The 20289-nt window shown below is 61.7% G+C and carries 31 protein-coding genes and 1 pseudogene; 24 read left to right on the top strand and 8 right to left on the bottom strand.

The genetic code is table 11. The features are described from left to right. Positions 1-78 precede the first annotated feature (78 nt). The 13 genes from rpsJ to AADJ04_RS12875 all read left to right on the top strand — a co-directional run bounded on the left by rpsJ (position 79) and on the right by AADJ04_RS12875 (position 6472). Positions 79-390, top strand: a complete 312-nt coding sequence (gene rpsJ, locus AADJ04_RS12935) for a 30S ribosomal protein S10 (protein WP_044397456.1) — start codon at positions 79-81, stop codon at positions 388-390. A gap of 201 nt (positions 391-591) precedes the next feature. Further along, entirely contained in the window at positions 592-1266 is a 675-nt protein-coding gene (gene rplC / locus AADJ04_RS12930) for a 50S ribosomal protein L3 (RefSeq protein WP_044397454.1), read from the top strand. Beyond that, entirely contained in the window at positions 1266-1886 is a 621-nt protein-coding gene (rplD, locus tag AADJ04_RS12925; protein ID WP_341239845.1) for a 50S ribosomal protein L4, read from the top strand. Before rplC ends, rplD begins: the two co-directional genes overlap by 1 nt. After that, the gene (rplW, locus tag AADJ04_RS12920) at positions 1883-2197 is read left to right on the top strand and encodes a 50S ribosomal protein L23 (RefSeq protein WP_044397448.1); all 315 of its coding nucleotides are present in this window, start codon (positions 1883-1885) and stop codon (positions 2195-2197) included. Before rplD ends, rplW begins: the two co-directional genes overlap by 4 nt. A 2-nt stretch (positions 2198-2199) precedes the next feature. Further along, on the top strand, positions 2200-3024 hold the full coding sequence (gene rplB, locus AADJ04_RS12915; protein ID WP_044397443.1) for a 50S ribosomal protein L2: 825 nt from the start codon (positions 2200-2202) through the stop codon (positions 3022-3024). A gap of 10 nt (positions 3025-3034) precedes the next feature. Continuing rightward, entirely contained in the window at positions 3035-3313 is a 279-nt protein-coding gene (rpsS, locus tag AADJ04_RS12910) for a 30S ribosomal protein S19 (protein WP_005796963.1), read from the top strand. 9 nt (positions 3314-3322) lie between these two features. Next, on the top strand, positions 3323-3655 hold the full coding sequence (gene rplV, locus AADJ04_RS12905; protein WP_005796970.1) for a 50S ribosomal protein L22: 333 nt from the start codon (positions 3323-3325) through the stop codon (positions 3653-3655). Positions 3656-3669: 14 nt separating this feature from the next. Continuing rightward, entirely contained in the window at positions 3670-4548 is an 879-nt protein-coding gene (gene rpsC, locus AADJ04_RS12900; RefSeq protein WP_338821082.1) for a 30S ribosomal protein S3, read from the top strand. 2 nt (positions 4549-4550) lie between these two features. After that, the gene (gene rplP / locus AADJ04_RS12895) at positions 4551-4967 is read left to right on the top strand and encodes a 50S ribosomal protein L16 (RefSeq protein WP_007847799.1); all 417 of its coding nucleotides are present in this window, start codon (positions 4551-4553) and stop codon (positions 4965-4967) included. A 16-nt stretch (positions 4968-4983) separates the two neighbouring features. After that, positions 4984-5178: a 50S ribosomal protein L29 gene (gene rpmC, locus AADJ04_RS12890; protein ID WP_044397427.1), complete on the top strand. Its 195-nt coding sequence runs from the start codon at positions 4984-4986 to the stop codon at positions 5176-5178. Between the two features lie 9 nt (positions 5179-5187). Further along, positions 5188-5457: a 30S ribosomal protein S17 gene (rpsQ, locus tag AADJ04_RS12885; protein ID WP_066698693.1), complete on the top strand. Its 270-nt coding sequence runs from the start codon at positions 5188-5190 to the stop codon at positions 5455-5457. Positions 5458-5569: 112 nt separating this feature from the next. Beyond that, positions 5570-6076, top strand: coding sequence for a peroxiredoxin (locus AADJ04_RS12880; protein WP_044397423.1), 507 nt, complete (start codon positions 5570-5572; stop codon positions 6074-6076). 72 nt (positions 6077-6148) lie between these two features. Further along, positions 6149-6472, top strand: a complete 324-nt coding sequence (locus AADJ04_RS12875) for a hypothetical protein (protein ID WP_341239844.1) — start codon at positions 6149-6151, stop codon at positions 6470-6472. 33 nt (positions 6473-6505) lie between these two features. On the opposite strand, the gene AADJ04_RS12870 is transcribed toward AADJ04_RS12875, so the two are convergent. Continuing rightward, on the bottom strand, positions 6506-6997 hold the full coding sequence (locus AADJ04_RS12870; RefSeq protein WP_044397421.1) for a GNAT family N-acetyltransferase: 492 nt from the start codon (positions 6995-6997) through the stop codon (positions 6506-6508). Positions 6998-7277: 280 nt separating this feature from the next. After that, positions 7278-7949 (bottom strand): cytochrome b/b6 domain-containing protein, encoded by a 672-nt coding sequence (locus AADJ04_RS12865; protein WP_207373636.1) that lies wholly within the window; start codon positions 7947-7949, stop codon positions 7278-7280. A gap of 190 nt (positions 7950-8139) precedes the next feature. On the opposite strand from AADJ04_RS12865, the gene AADJ04_RS12860 reads away from it, so the two are divergent. Beyond that, positions 8140-8595, top strand: a complete 456-nt coding sequence (locus AADJ04_RS12860) for a cytochrome c (RefSeq protein WP_142085448.1) — start codon at positions 8140-8142, stop codon at positions 8593-8595. Positions 8596-8717: 122 nt separating this feature from the next. Here the strand turns inward: AADJ04_RS12860 and AADJ04_RS12855 are convergent, their stop codons facing one another. After that, on the bottom strand, positions 8718-9221 hold the full coding sequence (locus tag AADJ04_RS12855; protein ID WP_044397415.1) for a TlpA disulfide reductase family protein: 504 nt from the start codon (positions 9219-9221) through the stop codon (positions 8718-8720). Positions 9222-9436: 215 nt separating this feature from the next. On the opposite strand from AADJ04_RS12855, the gene AADJ04_RS12850 reads away from it, so the two are divergent. The 4 genes from AADJ04_RS12850 (at position 9437) to ptsP (ending at position 12610) form a co-directional block, all read left to right on the top strand. After that, positions 9437-10012 carry a hypothetical protein gene (locus AADJ04_RS12850; RefSeq protein ID WP_341239843.1) on the top strand — a complete coding sequence of 192 codons (576 nt, stop codon included), beginning with the start codon at positions 9437-9439 and terminating at the stop codon, positions 10010-10012. Between the two features lie 115 nt (positions 10013-10127). After that, positions 10128-10577, top strand: coding sequence for a PTS sugar transporter subunit IIA (locus tag AADJ04_RS12845; protein WP_142085452.1), 450 nt, complete (start codon positions 10128-10130; stop codon positions 10575-10577). Further along, the gene (locus AADJ04_RS12840; RefSeq protein WP_066698679.1) at positions 10546-10815 is read left to right on the top strand and encodes an HPr family phosphocarrier protein; all 270 of its coding nucleotides are present in this window, start codon (positions 10546-10548) and stop codon (positions 10813-10815) included. Before AADJ04_RS12845 ends, AADJ04_RS12840 begins: the two co-directional genes overlap by 32 nt. Positions 10816-10870: 55 nt before the next feature. Continuing rightward, complete coding sequence (gene ptsP / locus AADJ04_RS12835) at positions 10871-12610, top strand: phosphoenolpyruvate--protein phosphotransferase (RefSeq protein ID WP_198848025.1); 1740 nt, start codon at positions 10871-10873, stop codon at positions 12608-12610. Positions 12611-12711: 101 nt separating this feature from the next. Here the strand turns inward: ptsP and AADJ04_RS12830 are convergent, their stop codons facing one another. From AADJ04_RS12830 to AADJ04_RS12810, 5 genes are all read right to left on the bottom strand, one after another. Continuing rightward, on the bottom strand, positions 12712-13545 hold the full coding sequence (locus AADJ04_RS12830; RefSeq protein WP_207373649.1) for a DMT family transporter: 834 nt from the start codon (positions 13543-13545) through the stop codon (positions 12712-12714). Between the two features lie 127 nt (positions 13546-13672). Further along, positions 13673-14440 (bottom strand): AraC family transcriptional regulator, encoded by a 768-nt coding sequence (locus AADJ04_RS12825; RefSeq protein WP_273623893.1) that lies wholly within the window; start codon positions 14438-14440, stop codon positions 13673-13675. Positions 14441-14467: 27 nt separating this feature from the next. After that, on the bottom strand, positions 14468-15448 hold the full coding sequence (lipA, locus tag AADJ04_RS12820; RefSeq protein ID WP_044397402.1) for a lipoyl synthase: 981 nt from the start codon (positions 15446-15448) through the stop codon (positions 14468-14470). Positions 15449-15474: 26 nt separating this feature from the next. Continuing rightward, the gene (gene lipB / locus AADJ04_RS12815; protein WP_341239842.1) at positions 15475-16170 is read right to left on the bottom strand and encodes a lipoyl(octanoyl) transferase LipB; all 696 of its coding nucleotides are present in this window, start codon (positions 16168-16170) and stop codon (positions 15475-15477) included. 3 nt (positions 16171-16173) lie between these two features. Next, a complete protein-coding gene (locus AADJ04_RS12810; RefSeq protein ID WP_198848022.1) occupies positions 16174-16491 on the bottom strand; it encodes a DUF493 domain-containing protein in 318 nt (105 codons plus the stop codon). Between the two features lie 275 nt (positions 16492-16766). Here AADJ04_RS12810 and AADJ04_RS12805 point away from each other — a divergent pair, with 275 nt between their 5' ends. The 6 genes and pseudogenes from AADJ04_RS12805 to AADJ04_RS12780 all read left to right on the top strand — a co-directional run. Next, positions 16767-17240, top strand: a complete 474-nt coding sequence (locus AADJ04_RS12805) for an ATP synthase subunit I (protein WP_066698657.1) — start codon at positions 16767-16769, stop codon at positions 17238-17240. Between the two features lie 19 nt (positions 17241-17259). After that, entirely contained in the window at positions 17260-18138 is an 879-nt protein-coding gene (gene atpB, locus AADJ04_RS12800; protein ID WP_341239841.1) for a F0F1 ATP synthase subunit A, read from the top strand. A 61-nt stretch (positions 18139-18199) separates the two neighbouring features. After that, positions 18200-18469: a F0F1 ATP synthase subunit C gene (gene atpE, locus AADJ04_RS12795; protein WP_044397394.1), complete on the top strand. Its 270-nt coding sequence runs from the start codon at positions 18200-18202 to the stop codon at positions 18467-18469. Between the two features lie 35 nt (positions 18470-18504). Further along, on the top strand, positions 18505-18975 hold the full coding sequence (locus AADJ04_RS12790) for a F0F1 ATP synthase subunit B (protein ID WP_044397392.1): 471 nt from the start codon (positions 18505-18507) through the stop codon (positions 18973-18975). A 9-nt stretch (positions 18976-18984) separates the two neighbouring features. Further along, positions 18985-19527, top strand: a complete 543-nt coding sequence (locus AADJ04_RS12785) for a F0F1 ATP synthase subunit delta (RefSeq protein ID WP_044397389.1) — start codon at positions 18985-18987, stop codon at positions 19525-19527. 44 nt (positions 19528-19571) lie between these two features. Further along, positions 19572-20289 (top strand): annotated as a pseudogene (locus AADJ04_RS12780) (F0F1 ATP synthase subunit alpha); the annotation flags it as partial.

Raw genomic sequence — 20289 nt, 5'->3', positions numbered from 1 at the left:
GTGAAGGCGGCCGTACCGTGGGCGCTGGCGTGGTTGCCAAGATCATTGCTTAATTTTTAAGCAAATCAAGGAGACACCATGTCCAAGCAAAAAATCCGCATCCGCCTGAAGGCGTTCGATTACAAGCTGATCGACCAGTCTGCTGCCGAGATCGTTGACACTGCCAAGCGCACTGGCGCCATTGTCAAGGGCCCCGTGCCCCTGCCAACACGCATGAAGCGTTTCGACATTCTGCGTTCGCCTCACGTCAACAAGAGCAGCCGCGACCAGCTCGAAATCCGTACGCACCAGCGTCTGATGGACATCGTGGACCCCACAGACAAGACTGTGGACGCCCTGATGAAGCTCGACCTGCCTGCCGGCGTCGACGTCGAAATCAAGCTGCAGTAATCCCCTGAAGGCGGGCTCGCCAGGGCCCGCCTGATGGCTTGTAACGCGGACTTGCTTGAAAAAGCAGTCCGCGTTATACTTTAGGGCTTCGCCTTCTTTGCGCATGCAGAGGGGCGAAGTTTTATTAACCTTCTTTCACGCGCTGGCGCGCAAACGCTGAGGCCAATTGAAGTCACAGCGGTGAGAGTTTTGGAGAAACAAATGAGTCTGAGCAACTCCCTGGGGTTGCTGGGTCGCAAGGTGGGCATGATGCGTCTGTTCACTGATGATGGGGACGCAGTGCCTGTCACAGTGGTGGATGTTTCTAACAACCGCGTTACCCAGGTCAAAACCCAAGAGAACGATGGCTACGTGGCCCTGCAGGTCACGTTCGGTTCGCGCAAAGCTTCGCGTGTGACCAAGCCTGAAGCCGGCCACCTTGCCAAGGCAGGTGTGGAAGCCGGTGAAATCATCCAAGAATTCCGCGTGACTGCTGAAACTGCTGGCAAGTACGCCGCAGGTGCTGCTGTGCCCGTGGCGGACGTGTTTGCCGTGGGCCAAAAGGTCGACGTGCAAGGCACTTCGATTGGTAAAGGCTACGCCGGTACCATCAAGCGCCACAACATGGCTTCGCAACGTGCGTCGCACGGTAACAGCCGTTCGCACAACGTGCCTGGCTCGATCGGTATGGCACAAGACCCAGGTCGCGTGTTCCCCGGCAAGCGCATGACAGGTCACCTCGGTGATGTCACCAAGACCACGCAAAACCTCGATGTCATTCGCATCGACGAAGCGCGTCAACTGCTCTTGATCAAGGGCGCTATTCCTGGTTCCAAGGGTGGGTTCGTGACTGTGCGTCCCGCTGTCAAGGCCAAACCTGCCAAAGGAGCGAACTAATGCAGCTCGAACTCCTGAATGACCAAGGTCAGGCTGCTTCGAAGTTCGAAGCACCAGAAACCGTGTTCGGTCGTGAATACAACGAAGATCTGGTTCACCAGATCGTGGTGGCCTACCAGGCCAACGCCCGTCAAGGCACTCGCGCTCAGAAAGACCGCGAACAAGTTCGTCACTCCACCAAGAAGCCTTTCAAGCAAAAGGGTACGGGTAACGCCCGTGCTGGTATGACTTCCTCGCCTCTGTGGCGTGGGGGTGGTCGGATTTTCCCGAACATGCCTGACGAAAACTTCACACAGAAGATCAACAAGAAGATGTACCGCGCTGGCATGTCTGCGATTTTGTCGCAGCTGGCCCGTGAAGGCCGTCTGGCGGTGGTCGACTCGCTGAAGCTGGACTCCCCCAAGACCAAGGTCCTGGCTGACAAGTTCAAGGCGATGAACCTGCAATCGGTGATGGTGATTGCCGATGAAGTGGACGAAAACCTGTACCTGGCTTCGCGCAATCTGGTGAACGTGCTCGTCGTTGAGCCGCGTTATGCAGACCCCGTGTCGCTGGTGCGTTTCAAGAAAGTGCTCCTCACCAAGGGTGCGATCGACAAACTCAAGGAGATGTTCGAATGAGCACGCTCAAGTTTGACGAAGGTCGTCTGATGCAAGTGCTGGTCGCTCCCATCGTGTCCGAAAAGGCCACCATGGTTGCTGAAAAGTCCAACGCTGTGACATTCAAGGTGCTGCAGAACGCTACCAAACCTGAGATCAAGGCAGCTGTTGAACTGCTGTTCAAGGTCGAAGTGAAGGGCGTTTCCGTGGTGAACACCAAGGGCAAGACCAAGCGCTTTGGCAAGACTGTGGGCCGTCGCGACAACGTGCGCAAGGCTTATGTCCGGCTGAAGGAAGGTCAAGAGCTGAACCTGTCCGGGGAGGCTGCGTAATCATGGCCGTTATCAAGATGAAACCAACCTCGCCCGGCCAACGTGCTGTGGTGAAGGTTACCCGTGACCACCTGTACAAGGGTGAAGCTTACGCGCCTCTGCTGGAGCCTCAGTTCCAGAAGGCCGGCCGTAACAACAACGGTCACATCACGACACGCCACAAGGGCGGTGGTCACAAGCACCACTACCGTGTCGTGGACTTCAAGCGCAACAAGGACGGCATCGCCGCCAAGGTTGAGCGCATTGAATACGATCCAAACCGTACGGCCCACATCGCTCTGGTGTGCTATGCCGACGGCGAGCGTCGTTACATCATCGCTCCCCGTGGTCTGGAAGTCGGCGCAACCCTGCACTCTGGTTCGGAAGCCCCGATCCGTGCTGGTAACACTCTGCCTATCCGCAACATCCCTGTGGGTTCGACCATCCACTGCATCGAGCTCAAGCCCGGTGCTGGTGCTCAGATCGCCCGATCGGCAGGTGCTTCGGCTACGCTGCTGGCCCGTGAAGGCATCTACGCCCAAGTGCGTATGCGTTCCGGCGAAGTGCGCAAGATCCACATTGAATGCCGTGCCACCATTGGTGAAGTCGCCAACGAAGAACACAGCCTGCGCCAACTGGGCAAGGCCGGTGTGAAGCGCTGGATGGGTATTCGTCCTACAGTTCGTGGCGTGGCCATGAACCCTGTGGATCACCCTCACGGTGGTGGCGAAGGCCGCACCGGCGAAGGCCGCCATGCAGTCGATCCTTGGGGCAATCTGACCAAGGGTTATCGCACCCGTAACAACAAGCGCACACAAGTCATGATTGTGTCGCGTCGCAAGAAGTAAGGGGTAACAGATGACTCGCTCTCTCAAAAAGGGTCCATTTGTTGACCATCACTTGCTGGCCAAGGTCGAAAAGGCCGTCGCCACCAAGGATAAGAAGCCAGTGAAGACCTGGTCGCGTCGCTCCATGGTTCTGCCCGAGTTCATCGGTCTGACCATTGCCGTGCACAACGGCAAGCAGCACGTACCTGTCTACGTCACCGACCAGATGGTGGGCCACAAGCTGGGCGAATTCGCCCTGACGCGCACCTTCAAGGGTCACCCCGCGGACAAAAAAGTCCAGAAGAAGTAAGGAACGACCATGTCTGAAACACGTGCAGTCCTCCGGGGCGTCCGTCTGTCGGTCGACAAAGGCCGTCTGGTTGCGGACCTGATCCGCGGCAAGAAGGTGGACCAGGCTCTGAACATCCTGACATTCACGCAGAAAAAAGCTGCTGGCATCGTCAAGAAGGTTCTGGAATCGGCAATCGCCAATGCAGAACACAACGATGGCGCTGACATCGACGAATTGAAGGTCAAGACCATCTACGTCGAACAAGGCACCACGCTCAAGCGCTTCACCGCGCGCGCCAAAGGCCGCGGCAATCGCATCAGCAAGCCCACGTGCCATGTGTACGTGACGGTTGGTAACTGAGGCCAAGGAAGACTATGGGACAGAAAATCCATCCTACCGGCTTCCGCCTCTCGGTTAGCCGTAACTGGGCCAGCCGCTGGTATGCCAGCAACCGTGACTTCGCCGGCATGCTGGCTGAAGACATCAAGGTGCGTGAGTACCTGAAGGCCAAGCTGAAGAACGCCGCCGTCTCGCGCATCCTGATCGAGCGTCCAGCCAAGAACGCCCGCATCACCATTTACTCGGCTCGTCCTGGTGTGGTGATCGGCAAGAAGGGTGAAGACATCGAGAACCTGAAGAAGGAACTCGCTACTCGCCTGGGCGTGCCTGTCGCAGTGAACATCGAAGAAGTGCGCAAGCCTGAAATCGATGCCAAGCTGATCGCCGACAGCATCACGCAACAGTTGGAAAAGCGGATCATGTTCCGCCGTGCCATGAAGCGCGCCATGCAAAACGCCATGCGTCTGGGTGCCCAAGGCATCAAGATCATGTCGTCCGGCCGTCTGAACGGTATCGAAATCGCCCGTACCGAGTGGTACCGCGAAGGCCGTGTGCCACTGCACACCCTGCGCGCTGATATCGACTACGGCACCTCTGAAGCCAAGACCACCTACGGTGTGATCGGCGTCAAGGTCTGGGTCTACAAGGGTGACACACTGGGTCGCAACGATCTGCCAGCCGTGGAAACTCCACGTCCGGAAGAAGAGCGCCGCCCACGTGGCCCACGCCGTGATGGCCGCCCAGGTGGCGACCGTGCTGGTGCAGGCCGTGGCCCCCGTCGCCCAGTAGGCGCCAACGTGGCTCCTGCCGACGGTAGCGACAAGCCCGCCGGTGCTGGTGCCGATGCAACCGCCGTTAAGCGCGTTCGCAAGACTGACGCGCCCGCTACAGCAGCGGACGGCAAAGGAGAATAAAGATGCTGCAACCTGCTCGCCGCAAATACCGCAAGGAGCAAAAAGGCCGTAACACCGGCGTCGCAACACGAGGTGCCTCGGTTGCGTTCGGTGATTTCGGTCTGAAGTGCACCGATCGTGGCCGTCTGACGGCCCGCCAGATCGAAGCTGCACGCCGTGCGATTTCTCGTCACGTCAAGCGTGGCGGCCGTATCTGGATCCGCGTGTTCCCGGACAAGCCAATCTCTACCAAGCCCGCAGAAGTGCGTATGGGTAACGGTAAGGGCAACCCCGAGTACTACGTGGCCGAAATCCAGCCCGGCAAGATCGTGTTCGAAATCGTTGGTGTGCCTGAAGAACTGGCCCGCGAAGCGTTCCGCCTGGCTGCTGCCAAGCTGCCGCTGCGCACCACGTTCGTCAGCCGTCACATTGGCTCGTAATTCAGGAGAACAAGCAATGAAGACTACTGAACTGCGCCAAAAAGACGTTGCCGGTATCGAAGCCGAAATCAAGTCCTTGCAAAAGGCCCATTTCGGTCTGCGTATGCAAAAGGCTACCCAGCAGTTGGCTAACACCAACACGCTGCGTACCACCCGCCGCGCCATCGCCCGTGCAAAGACCATTCTTGCTGAAAAGCAAGCCGCCAAGTAAGGAGCCGACATGACGGAAGCTAAAAAATCCCTCAAGCGCACCTTGATTGGCAAGGTGGTCAGCGACAAGCGTCAAAAGACTGTGACCGTGCTGGTCGAGCGTCGTGTGAAGCACGAGCTCTACGGCAAGATCGTTGCGAAGTCGAGCAAGTACCACGCCCATGATGAAAATGGCGAGTACAAGCTGGGCGACGTGATCGAAATTACCGAAAGCCGTCCTCTGTCCAAGACCAAGAACTGGGTTGCTACCCGCTTGGTGCAAAAGGCCAGCCTGGTTTAAGCCTTAATGGCTTGAGGCAGCTAAGCCCTTTCAGAACGGCCCACAATGTGGGCCGTTTTGCTTTGTGGGGCCGCTTTCGATGCCCCGGCGATTCGCTCAAGGAGAAGATGCAATGATCAAGATTGGTGACAGCCTGCCCGCAACCACGCTGATGGAGTACTCGGAAGTCGAAGGCGAAGGCTGCAGCATTGGCCCGAACCCCGTGCCGGTAGACAAAGCCACTGCTGGCAAGACCATTGCCCTGTTTGCTCTCCCTGGAGCGTTTACACCGACCTGCTCGGCCAAGCATGTGCCTGGCTATCTGGAGAAAGCCGCCGAGTTCAAGGCTGCGGGCGTGGATGAAATCTGGTGTGTCAGCGTGAACGACGCCTTCGTGATGGGTGCCTGGGCGCGCGACCAGAAGACCGAAGGCAAGGTGCGCATGCTCGCCGACGGCGATGCAGCATTTGCCAAGGCGACGGGCCTGACCCTGGACCTGACTGGCAAGGGCCTGGGCCTGCGCAGCAACCGCTATTCGATGCTGGTGCGCGACGGCAAGGTGGTGACGCTGAACGTCGAAGCGCCTGGTAAGTTCGAGGTAAGCGACGCTGCCACGTTGCTGGCCCAAGCCAAGGCTTGAGCGTTGAGCAAAGGCGCCTCACGATGCGTGGGGCGTTGGAGAGTAAAAAGGTGGCTCAGGCCACCTTTTTTCATGGGCGGCTGCTGGGGGCATGAATGCTTGCCTAATGTGCTATTAAAAACAGAGCTGTCTACGCTTGCTTCAACTGCCTTTCATGCTGATTTGGGTATTCAAATGGTGGTGTGGGCTGGGTGGCTGACACATCGGGCTGTGCACGCCGCAGCCGTCAAACCCCAAGTGGTGGGTGTTGGCACGCCGATGGGATCGTTTTTAGAGGAAGTCCGTACGATCAGGCGCTTTACCGCTGAGCTTGCCGAGCCAGATATTTTTCCCAAGCATCAGGCGAGCGCGGGCACCATTGCAGTGGCTGTACCTTCGAGTGGATTGGCGGTGTGATCTCGATGGGTAGATCAACCCAACTCCACCACCTCAGTCGATCTCCACTTTGAGGTAGTGCGCGCCAGCAATGGGGCTTTGGTAATAGGGGGGGATTTCTTCAAACCCCAGGTCGGCGTACAGCGCGCGGGCCGATTCCATGTCGTCCAATGTGTCCAGCAGCACGCAGGCGTAGCCGGCCTGGCGGGCGCAGTCGAGCATGGCTTCGGCCAGTTCGCGCCCCAGGCCAAAGCCCCGGAAGGCCTTGCGCACGTACAGGCGCTTCATCTCTGCGGCGTTGGGGTAGTCGGAGGTATCGAGGGGGCGCAGCGCGCAGCACCCGGCAATCGCGCCTTCCACCTCGGCCAGCAGCAGTGCGCCGCGTGGCGGGGCATAGTCGCCGGGCAGGGCGGCCAGCTCTTCGTCAAAGCCCTGAAAACACAGGTCGATGGCAAGGCTTTGGGCGTATTCGCGAAAGATGTCGCGCACCAGCTCCATGTCGCGGGGCGTGCTGGGCTGGCGCAGGAGAACGGCGGGCTTTTCCAAGGTACGAAGCGGGCAGGGAAAAGCTGCAGTTTAGCGAAGCTCTCCGGGCCGTCGCAGACCGGTTGGTAAATGCTCTCAAAAGCATAGCTGCTGGCGCTTTATACGTGGGCGCCAGAGCCCCTTTTGATCAATTTTCATCTGCCGCGATGAGACTACAGCTTCGGGCGCACCAGGAAGCGTTGCAAGGTTTTGCGATAGCAGGTGGGCGTGCTGAGGCGATGCTGTCCCCATCGCCCAGCTTTTGGCCAGAACCGGGCGCCACCAGCCGAACGGTGCCGCTTTACACCGTGCCCAGCCCCGCCACCCACCACGCTAGCCCTGCGCAGGTCGCCAAAACCAGGGCGGCAGCCACGCGGGTGAGTGCGTCGTCGCGCGATGCAGGCACGCTAGTGGACAAGTCTTTGTCGCCATGCAGCATGGGGCGCACCAGGATTTTGCGGCGCACCAGCGTGTAGTAGGCGATGGCGAGCAGGTGCAGCACCACCAGGCCGATCACGAGATATTGCCCCACGTCGGCATGGAACCAGGTGGCACGGCCTACCCATTCGCCCGACACGAAGCGGGTGAGCGGCCCGGAAAAGGCAATTTCGTCGTCGCTGAGCAGCCCGCTGACCACCTGCGCTATCAGCACCCCCAGCAGTGCCAGCACCGACAGCGCCCCCAGTGGCGAGTGGCCTGCGCTATCGGCCTCGGCACTGCTGCCTCGCAGGTAGCGCCACAGGCGGCCGGGCGTGGGCACAAAGCAGGCAAAGCGCGACCAGCGCCCGCCCACCAGGCCCCACACCAGGCGGAACGCCAGCAGCGCCAGCACCACATACCCCAGCCGGAAGTGCCACACCATGGCGTTGCCGCCCACCTTGGCAGTCACCACCAATGCCACCACGCTGGCGGCCAGCAGCCAGTGGAACAGACGGGTGGGCAGGTCCCAGATGCGAATGGTGTGGGTGGGCATGAAGACTCCGTGGCCGGGTTGAGAAGCCCGATTGTGCGGCAGGACGGTGACTACGGGGCTAGCGCGAAGCCGGGGCGCCGAGGCTGCCGCTCAGGCACTGTGGCGGGCCCTGCAAATGTCAACCGCAGCAGGCATACTGCGCACGGGACGGCCACGGCCTCCCGCCCACAACAACCAAGGAAGTCCCACCATGAAAAAACTTGCCGCGTTCATCGTTACCGCCGCCGCAGCCGTTTTGTCGGCCCCGGCCTCTGCCCAGTTCGCCAAAGCCGAAGACGCCATCAAATACCGCCAAAGCGCGTTCTTCGTGATGGGCCAGCACTTCAGCCGCATCGGTGCCATGGCCAACGGCAAGGCACCGTTCGATGCCAAGGCTGCGCAGGAAAGCGCTGACATCGTGGCGGTGATGTCCAAGCTGCCATGGGAAGCCTTTGGTGCGGGCACCGACAAGGGCGCGCCCACCAAGGCATTGCCTGCGATCTGGTCTGAGCAAGCCAAGTACAAGGAGCATGCTGACAAGCTGCAGGCCGAAGCCACCAAGCTCGCCGCCGCCGCCAAGACCGGCAACCTCGACAATCTGAAGGCCTCGTTCGGCGCGACTGCAGGCACCTGCAAGGCGTGCCACGACGCGTTCCGCTCCAAGTAATTGGCTGGTGGCTCGTTGGTGCTATTGAAAAGATAGCTGCTGGCGCTTGCCCAGAAGGCGCAAAAGGCCCATTTCGTATGAAATGGGCCTTTTGCTTTTTGGTGCGGGGAAGTGCTGGGCTATCAGCTTTCAGCCAGCAGCTTTTCAATCAGCTGGTGCAGGGCGGGGAAGTCCGGGGCGCCCACGTAGCTTTTCACGATCTCGCCGCGCTTGTTGACGATGTAGGTGGTAGGCGTCAGGCGCACATCGCCCCAGGCCTTGGCCACCGCGCCGGTGTTGTCAATAGCGACCTTGAAGGGCAGCTTGCGCGTTTCAGCAAAGTTGACCACGTAACTGGGCGGGTCGTAGCTCATGGCGACCGCAATGGTGTCAAACCCGCGGCTGTTGAACTTCTGGTGGGTTGCGATGATTTCCGGCATCTCTGCCACGCAGGTGGTGCAGCTGGTGGCCCAGAAGTTCACCAGCGTGACCTTGCCGCGCAGGTCGGCCGTGGTCTGGCTGGAGCCGTCGAGCAGCACAAAGGTGCTCTCGGGCGCGGCGGCGCGGCCGGTGTCCAGGTACACGTAGGCGCCCACTGCCGCAAACGCCGCAACGGCCACGCCGGCCAACCAATGCTTCATACCCATGATGTCCTCTTGTTCACAAAGGCCGGCGGCTCCTGCGCAGGGGCCCCGGCGTTCAGTGCTGGGGTGTGCGTGTCGCGCCCCAGGGAATGCTGTCGATTGTCCGTGATGTTGGTGAGTCCACCCACCCCATGAGGTCAACATCCAGCGAATGGGTGGAGTCGTGTCGGGGGCAGAAAGTTCAGCCTGGCCCCCGGGCTGCTGCCGATAATGGCTGCATGAAAACACGATGGATGGTTGTTGCCAGCGCAGCGCTGGCCGTGGCCCTGGCCGCTTGCAGCCCGGCGCTGAATTGGCGCAGTGTGGCGCTGCCCGAGGCGACCCTGCAGGTCATGCTGCCCTGCAAGCCCGACAACGCTGTGCGCACCGTCGAACTGGCGGGCGCGCCGCTGGCACTCTCGCTGCTGAGCTGTGATGCCGATGGCGCGACGTTTGCCGTGTCGTACGCCACGCTGACCGACCCTGCGCGCGCCGGGGTGGCACTGGAGCATTGGCGTGCCGCCACGCTGGCGCGCATTGGCGTGGCGGTGCCTGCCGCCAACGCGCCCGCTTCCGGCGCTGCTGCGCCTGCGCAGATGCAGCCCTTTGTGCCCGCAGGCGCTATGGCGTTGCCCCAGGCCGTGCGCACCACGGTGCAGGGCCAGCGGCCCGATGGCACTCCCGTCACCGCCCATGCGGCGTGGTTTGCGCGCGCGCTGGGCAGCGAGGTGCGCGTGTACCACGCGGTGGTGTTTGCCGACAAAGCGCGGCCCGCCGTGGCAGACACTTTTTTCGCCGGGCTGGAACTGCGTTGAACCTGCCAACGGCCCTGGCGGTTGACCTGGGTGGCTGGCTCAGCGTGCAACGGTGCGCTTTTCACCTGGGGCGTACAGCAGCCGCGCGCCATAATGCTTGGCAAACCGCCCACCCATGAGCACCAGCATCCTTCTCATTGCCCACGCCCCCCTGGCCCATGCGCTGCGCGAGTGCGCGCTGCATGTGTTTGCCGACTGTGGCGACGCCGTAGCCGCACTGGACGTGCCGCCCCATGAACCGCCAGAACAGACGCTGGCGAATGCGCGCGCCTTGCTTGCAGGCCTGGCCACCGAGTCCACCCTGGTGCTGACCGACGTGTTTGGTGCCACGCCCTGCAACGTGGCCCAGCGCCTGGTGGACGGCGTGAACTCCCGCCTGGTCACCGGGGTCAACCTTCCCATGTTGCTGCGCGCGGTCAGCTACCGTGCCGAAACCCTGGATTCCCTCGTCTCCCGCGCTGTCGTGGGGGGCACCCAGGGGGTCATGCAGGTGGCCATTGCCGCACCACAAAACCAGACCCGACGCCCTATCCATGATCAAGACCCGTACGACCATCAGCAATAAGCTGGGCCTGCATGCCCGCGCCTCCGCCAAGCTCACCAAGCTGGCGGGCAGTTTCCCTTGTGACGTGTTCATGAGCCGTGGCGACCGCCGCATCAACGCCAAAAGCATCATGGGCGTGATGATGCTGGCCGCCGGCATGGGCACCGAGGTGGAAGTGGAGACCAGTGGCGAGCGCGAGCAGGAAGCCATGGACGCGCTGCTGGCGCTGATTGCCGACAAGTTTGGCGAGGGGGAGTGACCCCCGCCCAGGCCCGCCAGCGCCGCAGGGTGGGCCGCACACAGGAGACCGCTGAATGACTTTTTCCATCCATGGCTTGGCCGTTGCCCGGGGCATTGCCATTGGCCGCGCCGTGCTGGTGGCGTCCAGCCGGGTGGATGTGGCGCATTACTTCATCCAGCCCGAGCAGGTGGCGGCCGAGATCGAGCGTGTGCGCCAGGGCCGCAACACGGTGGTGGATGAGCTGCAGCGCCTGCAGGCCGACATGCCCGCCGACGCCCCGCACGAGCTGGGCGCGTTGCTGGATGTGCACCTGATGCTGCTGCAGGACGAGGCCCTGGAAGAGGGCGTCAAGCACTGGATTACCGAGCGCCTGTACAACGGCGAATGGGCGCTGACCACCCAGCTGGAGGTGATTGCGCGCCAGTTCGACGAGATGGAGGACGAGTACCTGCGCGAACGCAAGGCCGACCTGGAGCAGGTGGTCGAGCGCATTCTGCGCTACATGAAGGGCGTGGCCAGCCCCGTGGCGCCCCCCGTGAGCCAGCGGCGCAAGACGCAGCAAGACCTGCTGCTGGACGACACGGTGGACGTGCCCCTGGTGCTGGTGGCGCACGACCTGTCGCCGGCCGACATGCTGCAGTTCAAGCAAAGCGTGTTTGCCGGGTTTGTGACGGATGTGGGTGGCAAGACCTCGCACACCGCCATCGTGGCGCGCAGCATGGACATCCCGGCCGTGGTGGGCGCACGCGCAGCCAGCCAGCTGGTGCGGCAGGACGACTGGGTCATCATCGACGGCGATGCCGGCGTGATGATCGTGGACCCTTCGCCCATCATCCTGGCTGAGTATGGCTTTCGCCAGCGCCAGGGCGAACTGGAGCGCGAGCGCCTGGCCCGGCTGCGCCACACCCCGGCCGTCACCATCGACGGCCAGAAGATCGAACTGCTGGCCAACATCGAACAGCCCGATGACGCCCCCGCCGCGGTGAAGGCCGGCGCGGTGGGCGTGGGCCTGTTCCGCAGCGAATTTCTTTTCATGGGCAAAACCGGCAACCTGCCGGGTGAGGAAGCCCAGTACCAGGCCTACCGCCAGGCGCTGGATGGCATGCAGGGCCTGCCCGTCACCATCCGCACCATCGACGTGGGTGCCGACAAGCCGCTGGACAAGGGCCACAAGGACAGCTACCTGAACCCTGCCCTGGGCCTGCGCGCCATCCGCTGGAGCCTGGCCGACCCGGCCATGTTCCGCACCCAGCTGCGTGCGGTGCTGCGTGCGGCGGCGCATGGCAAGGTCAAGCTGCTGTTTCCCATGCTGGCGCATGTATCTGAAATCACCCAGACGCTGGCCCAGGTGGACTTGGCCCGAGCCGAGCTGGATGCGCGTGGCGTGGCCTACGGCCCTGTGCAACTGGGGGCGATGATCGAAATCCCCGCCGCAGCGCTCATGGTGCGCACCTTCTTCAAGTATTTCGACTTCCTGTCCATCGGCACCAACGATCTGATCCAGTACACGCTGGCAATTGACCGTGCTGACGAGTCCGTGGCCCACCTGTACGACCCGCTGCATCCCGCTGTGCTGCGGCTGGTGGCCGACGTGATTGCCGAAGGCCACGCGCAGGGCAAGGTGGTGTCGGTGTGTGGCGAAACGGCAGGTGATGTAAGCATGACGCGCCTGCTGCTGGGCCTTGGGCTGCGCAGCTTCTCCATGCACCCCGCGCAGATTTTGGCCGTGAAGCAAGAGGTGTTGCGGGCCGACACCCGCAAGCTGGCCCCTTGGGCGCAGCAAGTGCTGCAGGGCGAAGTGCCAGCCGCGTGATGGCTGGCGACGCCCAAAGCACTTGAACTGCTATATTTTTAATAGCTGCTTGCGCTTGATTTGAAAGCGCTAGAGCCACTTTTGGTTCATAGTGAACCGCGCTAGCGCGCCCGCATGCCCATCACCGCAGCGCTGATGATCATGGCCGTGGCCAGGCCAATGCTCCAGCTGAAGCTGCGGCCACTGACCACGATCAGCAGCGCGGTGGACGCCAGCGGTGTGATGTAGCTCAGGATGCCGATGTGCCGCGCATCGCCCAGCTTCAAGGCCTTGTCCCACAGGTAAAACGCGCCGCCCAGCGGGCCCAGGCCCAGCACGGCCAGCAGGCCCCAGTCGCGCACCTGCAGCGCCACGCTGGGCTCCAGTAGTACATGGCATAGCAGCGACAAGGCGCCAGAAACCAGTCCGAACAAGCCAATCGCCGTGGTGGGGAAGGCTTTGACGCGCTTGGTCATCAGCGAATAGGTGGCCCAGATGAACGCCGCCGCTGCTGCGGGAATGTAGCCCCAGGCCAGGGTGCCACTCAGTTCACGGCCGCCCACGATGGCAATCGCCGCGCCGCCAAACCCCAGCAGGGCCGCTACGACATGCGGCACCCGCAGCGCCACGCCGGGCAACACCACCGGGGCCAGCACCACGATGAACAGGGGCCACAGGTAGTTGACGAGGTTGGCCTCCACCGGCGGCGCATGCCGCAGCGCGATGAACAGCAGGAAGTGGTACGCAAACAGGCCATAAACGCCCAGTGCCAGCGTGCGCATGGGAATGCGCCACTGCGACGGATCGCGCAGCACAAAGGGCCAGGCCGGCACGCTGCCGATGATGAGCGTGATGCCGGTGAGCAAGAAGGGCGGAATGTGCGTGAGCGACACGCCCAGCGAGGCGAGAGAGGCCCACAGGGCAATGGCGCCCAGGGCGTAGAGATTGGCTTGCAAGGGAGAAGAAGACATGCGCTGACTGTATGCGCTTTGCATGGCACTCCATCGTCGTGCAGCACCGGAATATCGTCGCGCTGCGATGGTTGCGGCGGCCGTGGCGGGCGCGCTCAGCCGTGCTTCGGGGTCATTTGGCTTTTGGTGCCTGCTCGGCCAGCGCGTCGCGGCGCAAGGCGGCCGTCAATGCCGAAGGGGACCGGTATCCCGTGGCGCTTGCCACCGCTGCCACCGGCATACCGCTGGCCCGCAGCAGCCGCGCGTGGGCCAGGCGCTGTTGGCGCAGCCACTCGATGGCGCCCAGGCCCAGCTCATCGCGGCAGCGCGCGGTGAACTGGCTGGGGCTGAGGTGCACACGCCGGGCCAGGTCGGCCACGGTGATTTCCTGGTGCCATTCGCGCGCTGCCCATTGCTGCAGCCGCTGCCAGTCAATGGCACGCCGGCGGGAGTTGCCAGAAGCGGAGGGCGCGCCAGTGGGCAGGCTGTGCGCGGGCGAAGGTGGTGTGCCGGAGCCACCTGCCAGCCAGGCCTCCAACAGCAGCGCCGGTCCATGGGCCTGCGCCAGGGGGCGCCGCAGCTGCAGTGCATGGGCCAGGTATTGCGCGAGCGGATGTGTGTGAGAGGGTGGAGTAGCTGCGCGCTGCAGGCACTGCGCCCAGCCGGGTTGGGTGCTGTCCAGCACTAGGCACAAGCTGCCTCGTTGGGCTTCAAAGTCGTGTCGCGCACCGGGCCCGATCACGCAGCCTTCGCCCTGGGCTACGCGCTGCCCTCGGCCTTCAATCTCCAGCTCCAGTGCGCCCTCCAGGCCGAAGAGCACCTGGAAGTGATCGTGGCTGTGGCTGCCGGGCGAAGGCCCGTAGCGCCGCAGTGACAGGGCATCTGCGGCGGCGGGTTGCATGGCGGTTGGGTCGTGCTGCGGCCGGGCTTACACGCCAGCGGCGTGGGCCTGCTGGTCGGCGTGGTAGCTGCTGCGCACCATGGCGCCCACGGCGGCGTGGCTGAAGCCCATCTTGTAGGCCTCTTCCTCGAACATCTTGAAGGTGTCGGGGTGTACGTAGCGGCGCACGGGCAGGTGGCTGTTGCTGGGGGCGAGGTACTGGCCAATCGTCAGCATGTCGATGTTGTGCGCGCGCATGTCGCGCATCACCTGCAGGATCTCTTCGTCCGTCTCGCCCAGGCCCACCATGATGCCGCTTTTGGTGGGCACGTTGGGGTGCAGTTCCTTGAACTTCTTGAGCAGGTTCAGGCTGAACTGGTAGTCGGAGCCCGGACGCGCTTCCTTGTACAGGCGCGGTGCGGTCTCCAGGTTGTGGTTCATCACGTCGGGCGGCGCGGCCTTGAGGATTTCAAGAGCGCGGTCATCGCGGCCGCGGAAGTCGGGCGTGAGGATCTCGATCTGCGTGCTGGGCGAGAGTTCGCGAATGCGCTGGATGCATTCCACGAAGTGGCCGCTGCCGCCATCGCGCAGGTCGTCGCGGTCCACGCTGGTGATCACCACATACTTGAGCTTGAGCGCGGCAATGGTGCGTGCCAGGTTCAGCGGCTCGTCCTTGTCCAGCGGATCGGGGCGGCCATGGCCCACGTCGCAGAACGGGCAGCGGCGCGTGCATTTGTCACCCATGATCATGAAGGTGGCCGTGCCCTTGCCAAAGCACTCGCCAATGTTGGGGCAGGAGGCTTCTTCGCACACCGTGTGCAGCTTGTGCTCGCGCAGGATTTCCTTGATCTCGTAGAAGCGCGTGGTGGGGCTGCCCGCCTTCACGCGAATCCAGTCGGGTTTCTTGAGCACTTCGCCTTGTTCGACCTTGATCGGAATGCGCGACAGCTTGGCCGCAGCCTTCTGTTTGGCCAAGGGGTTGTAGGCTTCGGTGGATTGCGCTTCGCGGACGACTTCAGGAGTGCTCATGGCGTGTGGGGCGGCGTGGGGGGGAATCAGGGTGCCAGGCGCATGCTGAGCTGTTGGCCCAGCACCTGCGCGGCTTCTTCCCAGGTGGTCGAGACCCCGATTGTAGAAAGGTCCACCGTTTGCAAACCTGCGTAACCGCAAGGGTTGATGCGGCGGTAGGGCTCCAGGTCCATGTCCACGTTGAGCGCCACGCCGTGGTAGGTGCAGTGGCGGCTCACCTTGATGCCCAACGCGGCGATCTTGCCCAGGCCGGTGAAGTCGGGTTCTGGCGCTGCGGTGCCTTCGCGCTTTTGGGGGCGCTGCGGCAGCAGGGCGTGGCTGTGGGGATCGTCCAGCCGCACGTAGATGCCGGGCGCACCCGCGACGCGGTGACCGGTGACGCCGAAATGGTCCAGGGTGCGGATCACGGCTTCTTCCACGCGGTAGACGTATTCCTTGACGTAGTAACCCGCGCGTTGCAGGTCGATGAGCGGATAGGCCACCACCTGCCCCGGCCCGTGGAAGGTGACCTGCCCGCCGCGATTGGTGGCGATCACCGGAATCTCTCCTGGGTTCAGGATATGATCTTTTTTGCCTGCCAAGCCCTGTGTGTAAAGCGGTAGATGCTCACAAATCAGTAGCAGATCAGGGCTGTCTGGCGTGCGTGTGGCGGTGTAGTCCTGCATGGCCTGCAAGGTGGCCGCATAGTCCACGCGGCCCAGCATGCGCGTCTCGATGGCCATGGCTTACAGGGCGTACTTCACCAGAGGGTGTGAGGTGAGCGCGCGGTAGAAGTTGTCCAGATGCTCGCGGCTGGTGGCCGTGATGGTGATGGTCAGGCTGATGTATTTGCCGCCCGAGCTGTCGCGCTGGGCGATGCTGGCAGGGTCCAGAAACGGGTCGTGGCGCTGCGCCAACGCTGCCATCTGCAGAAAAAAGTCATCCGTCTTGAGCCCCATGACCTTGACCGGGAACAAGCAGGGGTATTCGATCAGCGAATCTTTGCGAGGGTCTGGGGTGGTGTCGTCCAGGCCATTGGATGAGGGGGGCACAGAAGAGGTCATGGTCGGTGGTGCTTCGTTTTTGGTAGCGTGCTAGGCTTTTCGGGTAGCCTTGGCGCCCGGATTGGTGGCGCCGCATTGTGCGCCAAGGCGCCCGTTTTGCCGCTTGTTTCAGGCCTTGGAAGCGATGGTTTCTCGTTGGTGCATCACCACAAGGGGGAGGGGCAACGCACCGCATTTGTGCCCGCCATGTGGAATTTTGCATGCACCAACGGGTTTTTACTTATAATTAGAGGCTTTGTAAAAGTTGCGGTCTTTAACGCGGACGTCATTCATCGATGAAAACAATCGCGCCAGAGACCGAAACTGAGGCTGAAGATTCTGATTTCAAGCCCCTGACAGCCCAAGAGGCTGAGCAGTGGCGGCGCCGCAATCCGCCGGTATCGCCATGGAAGGTGGTGCTGGGGCAGTCGCTGGTTGGAGTGGTGGTGGCGTTGGTCGCCTGGATGTGGACACAAGATGTCCGCGCGGGTTGGTCGGCTGCCTATGGTTCCTTGGCGGTGGTGGTTCCTGCGGCGCTGTTTGCGTATGGCGTTTTGCGCCAGAAATCAGCGCCTCGCCCGGGCCTTGCCATGCTGGGATTCGTTGGGTGGGAAGCAGCCAAGATTGTGCTCACGATTGCACTGCTGGTTGCCGCGCCCCGGGTGGTACCAGGTCTGAACTGGCTCGCTCTGGTGGCGGGGTTGGTGATCACAATGAAAACGTACTGGGTTGCACTGATGGTGCGGCCCGGTGTTCGAAAAACCGATTGATATAGAGAAGAGTAGTCCGATGGCCGCAGAAGCGCATGCCCCGACCGCAAGTGAATATATCGTTCACCATTTGCAGCATTTGCAGAACATTCCGCAAAAAGCCATTGTTGACTTTTCGGTGGTCAACATCGATTCTTTGATCACCGCGCTGGTGGTTGGTTTCATTGGCTTGTTCATTTTGTGGCTGGGTGCGCGCAAGGCCACCTCCGGTGTTCCTGGTCGTTTCCAGGCTGCTGTGGAAATCCTGGTGGAAATGGTGGACACCCAGACCAAGGCCAACATCAAGAATGCCAACAGCCGCAAGTTCATTGCTCCGATGGCGCTTACTGTGTTCGTCTGGATTTTCATGATGAACGCCATGGACATGCTGCCCGTGGATCTGCTGCCCGCCATCTGGACCAAGATCTATGCTGCGATGGGCCACGAACCGCACCACGCTTATCTGCGTGTCGTGCCCACGGCTGACTTGTCCACCACGCTGGGCCTGGCCGTTTCCATTCTGTTGCTGAGCCTGTACTACAGCGTCAAGATCAAGGGCGCCGGTGGCTGGGGCCACGAGCTGGTGAGCGCGCCGTTCGGCTCTAGCAAGAACCCTCTTTTTGCCGTGATCCTGGGTCTCATCAATGTGACCATGCAGATCATTGAATACGTGGCCAAGGCGGTTTCGCATGGCATGCGGTTGTTCGGCAACATGTACGCTGGTGAGTTGGTGTTCCTGCTGATCGCCCTGATGGGTGGCGCTGCTGCAATGTCGCTTCCTGGTGTGCTGCTCCCCGTGGGGCACGTCATTGCGGGTTCGCTCTGGGCAATCTTCCACATCTTGGTGATTACCCTGCAGGCGTTCATTTTCATGATGCTGGCGCTGATTTACCTCGGCCAGGCACATGAGGCCCACTGACCCTTTGTTTCGTTTTCGTTTCCTTTCTCTTTAACCTTTCTTTTTTCACTCAGGAGTAATCATGGAAAACATTCTCGGCTTCGTCGCTCTGGCTTGCGGTCTGATTGTGAGCCTCGGCGCTATCGGCGCTTCGATCGGTATCGCTCTGATGGGTGGCAAGTTCCTGGAATCTTCTGCTCGCCAGCCTGAACTGATCAACGAACTGCAAACCAAGATGTTCATCTTGGCCGGTCTGATCGACGCTGCGTTCCTGATCGGTGTTGCTATCGCTCTGCTGTTTGCTTTCGCAAACCCCTTTGCCGCTACGTTCCTGGCCAGCGTTCCAAAGTAATTCCCGTCAACGCCATCTCTTAGAAAGGTGTTGCCGTGAGTATCAACGCGACCCTGTTCTTTCAGATCATCGTCTTTTTCGTGCTGGTGTGGTTCACGATGAAATTCGTGTGGCCGCCCATCACCAAGGCGTTGGATGAACGAGCCCAGAAAATCGCCGATGGCCTCTCTGCTGCCGAACGTGCCAAGACCGAACTCGCCGCTGCTGACCAGCTGGTGAAGAAGGAATTGGCCCAAGCCAGCAATGAGACGGCCTCGCGTCTTGCGGACGCCGACCGCCGTGCCCAAGCCATCATCGAAGAAGCCAAAGCCCGTGCCACGGAAGAAGCCAACAAGATTGTGGCTGCCGCCCAGGCTGAGGCTGAGCAACAGACGGTGCGAGCACGTGAAGCCCTGCGCGAGCAGGTGGCCGCGTTGGCTGTCAAGGGTGCCGAGCAGATTCTCCGCAAGGAAGTCAATGCCGGTGTCCATGCAGACTTGCTTAACCGCCTGAAGACCGAGCTGTAAGGGGACAACATGGCTGAACTCGCCACCATTGCTCGCCCTTACGCAGAAGCCTTGTTCAAGGCTATGACTGCCAGCGCGGGCGTCGATCTGGACAGCACGACTGTCTGGCTCGACGAGCTGGCGGCGATTGCCGCCACCCCCGAGCTTCGCCAGCTGGCGGACAACCCCAAGGTAACGGCAGACCAGGTGTTTGCCGTTTTTACGGGTGTTGCGCGTTCCGCGCTGCCCGACATGGCCAAAAACTTCCTGCGCACCATCATCGACAACGGGCGTATCAATACGCTGGGCGAAGTGGCTGTGCAGTATCGTGCCCTCGTGAATCGCCGCAGCGGCTCCTCGGATGCGGTGGTGCAAAGCGCATTTCCTCTGGACGATGCCGCGCTGGCTGAAGTGGGTGGAGCGCTGGAAAAGCGCTTCGGCCGCAAGCTCAATCTCTCCGTTCAGCTGGACGAGTCCCTGATCGGTGGCATTCGCGTAGTGGTGGGTGACGAAGTGCTGGACACTTCGGTCAAGGCCCGTCTTGAACAAATGAAAGCGGCCCTTGTTGCGTAACGCGCAGCGAGGTCTTAGCGAACCAAAGAAAGAAGGAAAGAGTCATGCAACTCAATCCCGCAGAAATTTCTGAACTCATCAAGAGCCGCATCGAAGGGCTGGCCGCCAGCAGCGATATCCGCAACCAGGGCACCGTGGTGTCTGTGTCGGACGGTATCGTGCGCGTTCACGGCCTGTCGGACGTGATGCAAGGCGAAATGCTGGAGTTCCCTGCCACCAAGGACGGTCAAGCCTCCTACGGTCTGGCTCTGAACCTCGAGCGCGACTCCGTCGGCGCCGTGATTTTGGGTGAGTACGAACACATCTCCGAAGGCGACACCGTCAAGTGCACGGGCCGCATTCTGGAAGTGCCCGTGGGCCCCGAGCTGGTGGGCCGCGTGGTGAACGCGCTGGGTCAGCCTATTGACGGCAAGGGTCCAATCAATGCCAAGCTCACCGACGTGATCGAGAAGGTTGCTCCTGGCGTGATCGCACGTAAGTCTGTGGACCAGCCTCTGCAAACCGGCCTGAAGTCCATCGACTCCATGGTTCCTGTGGGCCGTGGTCAGCGCGAGCTGATCATTGGTGACCGTCAGACCGGCAAGACCGCTGTGGCCATCGACGCGATCATTGCGCAAAAGGGCCAGGGCGTTACCTGTATCTACGTGGCGATCGGCCAAAAGGCTTCCTCGATCAAGAACGTGGTGCGTGCTCTGGAGCAAGCTGGCGCGATGGAATACACCATCGTCGTTGCTGCTTCCGCTTCTGAATCCGCAGCGATGC

Origin of the sequence: uncultured Acidovorax sp. (assembly GCF_964021665.1) — a bacterium.
GTDB lineage: Bacteria > Pseudomonadota > Gammaproteobacteria > Burkholderiales > Burkholderiaceae_C > Acidovorax > Acidovorax temperans.
This window is presented reverse-complemented; position numbering and strand designations above follow the sequence as displayed.

Bases quoted from the DNA above. Each gene is read 5' to 3' on its own strand.
- AADJ04_RS12810 (WP_198848022.1), bottom strand. From the start codon at position 16,491: ATGACCTCTTCTGTGCCCCCCTCATCCAATGGCCTGGACGACACCACC.
- rplC (WP_044397454.1), top strand. From the start codon at position 592: ATGAGTCTGAGCAACTCCCTGGGGTTGCTGGGTCGCAAGGTGGGCATG.
- AADJ04_RS12860 (WP_142085448.1), top strand. From the start codon at position 8,140: ATGAAAAAACTTGCCGCGTTCATCGTTACCGCCGCCGCAGCCGTTTTG.
- AADJ04_RS12825 (WP_273623893.1), bottom strand. From the start codon at position 14,440: ATGCAACCCGCCGCCGCAGATGCCCTGTCACTGCGGCGCTACGGGCCT.
- AADJ04_RS12880 (WP_044397423.1), top strand. From the start codon at position 5,570: ATGATCAAGATTGGTGACAGCCTGCCCGCAACCACGCTGATGGAGTAC.
- AADJ04_RS12875 (WP_341239844.1), top strand. From the start codon at position 6,149: ATGGGCGGCTGCTGGGGGCATGAATGCTTGCCTAATGTGCTATTAAAA.
- AADJ04_RS12785 (WP_044397389.1), top strand. From the start codon at position 18,985: ATGGCTGAACTCGCCACCATTGCTCGCCCTTACGCAGAAGCCTTGTTC.
- atpB (WP_341239841.1), top strand. From the start codon at position 17,260: ATGGCCGCAGAAGCGCATGCCCCGACCGCAAGTGAATATATCGTTCAC.
- lipA (WP_044397402.1), bottom strand. From the start codon at position 15,448: ATGAGCACTCCTGAAGTCGTCCGCGAAGCGCAATCCACCGAAGCCTAC.
- rplW (WP_044397448.1), top strand. From the start codon at position 1,883: ATGAGCACGCTCAAGTTTGACGAAGGTCGTCTGATGCAAGTGCTGGTC.
- AADJ04_RS12855 (WP_044397415.1), bottom strand. From the start codon at position 9,221: ATGGGTATGAAGCATTGGTTGGCCGGCGTGGCCGTTGCGGCGTTTGCG.
- AADJ04_RS12805 (WP_066698657.1), top strand. From the start codon at position 16,767: ATGAAAACAATCGCGCCAGAGACCGAAACTGAGGCTGAAGATTCTGAT.
- rplD (WP_341239845.1), top strand. From the start codon at position 1,266: ATGCAGCTCGAACTCCTGAATGACCAAGGTCAGGCTGCTTCGAAGTTC.
- rpsC (WP_338821082.1), top strand. From the start codon at position 3,670: ATGGGACAGAAAATCCATCCTACCGGCTTCCGCCTCTCGGTTAGCCGT.
- rplV (WP_005796970.1), top strand. From the start codon at position 3,323: ATGTCTGAAACACGTGCAGTCCTCCGGGGCGTCCGTCTGTCGGTCGAC.
- rplP (WP_007847799.1), top strand. From the start codon at position 4,551: ATGCTGCAACCTGCTCGCCGCAAATACCGCAAGGAGCAAAAAGGCCGT.
- rpsS (WP_005796963.1), top strand. From the start codon at position 3,035: ATGACTCGCTCTCTCAAAAAGGGTCCATTTGTTGACCATCACTTGCTG.
- rplB (WP_044397443.1), top strand. From the start codon at position 2,200: ATGGCCGTTATCAAGATGAAACCAACCTCGCCCGGCCAACGTGCTGTG.
- atpE (WP_044397394.1), top strand. From the start codon at position 18,200: ATGGAAAACATTCTCGGCTTCGTCGCTCTGGCTTGCGGTCTGATTGTG.
- AADJ04_RS12840 (WP_066698679.1), top strand. From the start codon at position 10,546: ATGATCAAGACCCGTACGACCATCAGCAATAAGCTGGGCCTGCATGCC.
- lipB (WP_341239842.1), bottom strand. From the start codon at position 16,170: ATGGCCATCGAGACGCGCATGCTGGGCCGCGTGGACTATGCGGCCACC.
- AADJ04_RS12845 (WP_142085452.1), top strand. From the start codon at position 10,128: ATGAGCACCAGCATCCTTCTCATTGCCCACGCCCCCCTGGCCCATGCG.
- AADJ04_RS12865 (WP_207373636.1), bottom strand. From the start codon at position 7,949: ATGCCCACCCACACCATTCGCATCTGGGACCTGCCCACCCGTCTGTTC.
- AADJ04_RS12850 (WP_341239843.1), top strand. From the start codon at position 9,437: ATGAAAACACGATGGATGGTTGTTGCCAGCGCAGCGCTGGCCGTGGCC.
- rpsQ (WP_066698693.1), top strand. From the start codon at position 5,188: ATGACGGAAGCTAAAAAATCCCTCAAGCGCACCTTGATTGGCAAGGTG.
- rpsJ (WP_044397456.1), top strand. From the start codon at position 79: ATGTCCAAGCAAAAAATCCGCATCCGCCTGAAGGCGTTCGATTACAAG.
- ptsP (WP_198848025.1), top strand. From the start codon at position 10,871: ATGACTTTTTCCATCCATGGCTTGGCCGTTGCCCGGGGCATTGCCATT.
- rpmC (WP_044397427.1), top strand. From the start codon at position 4,984: ATGAAGACTACTGAACTGCGCCAAAAAGACGTTGCCGGTATCGAAGCC.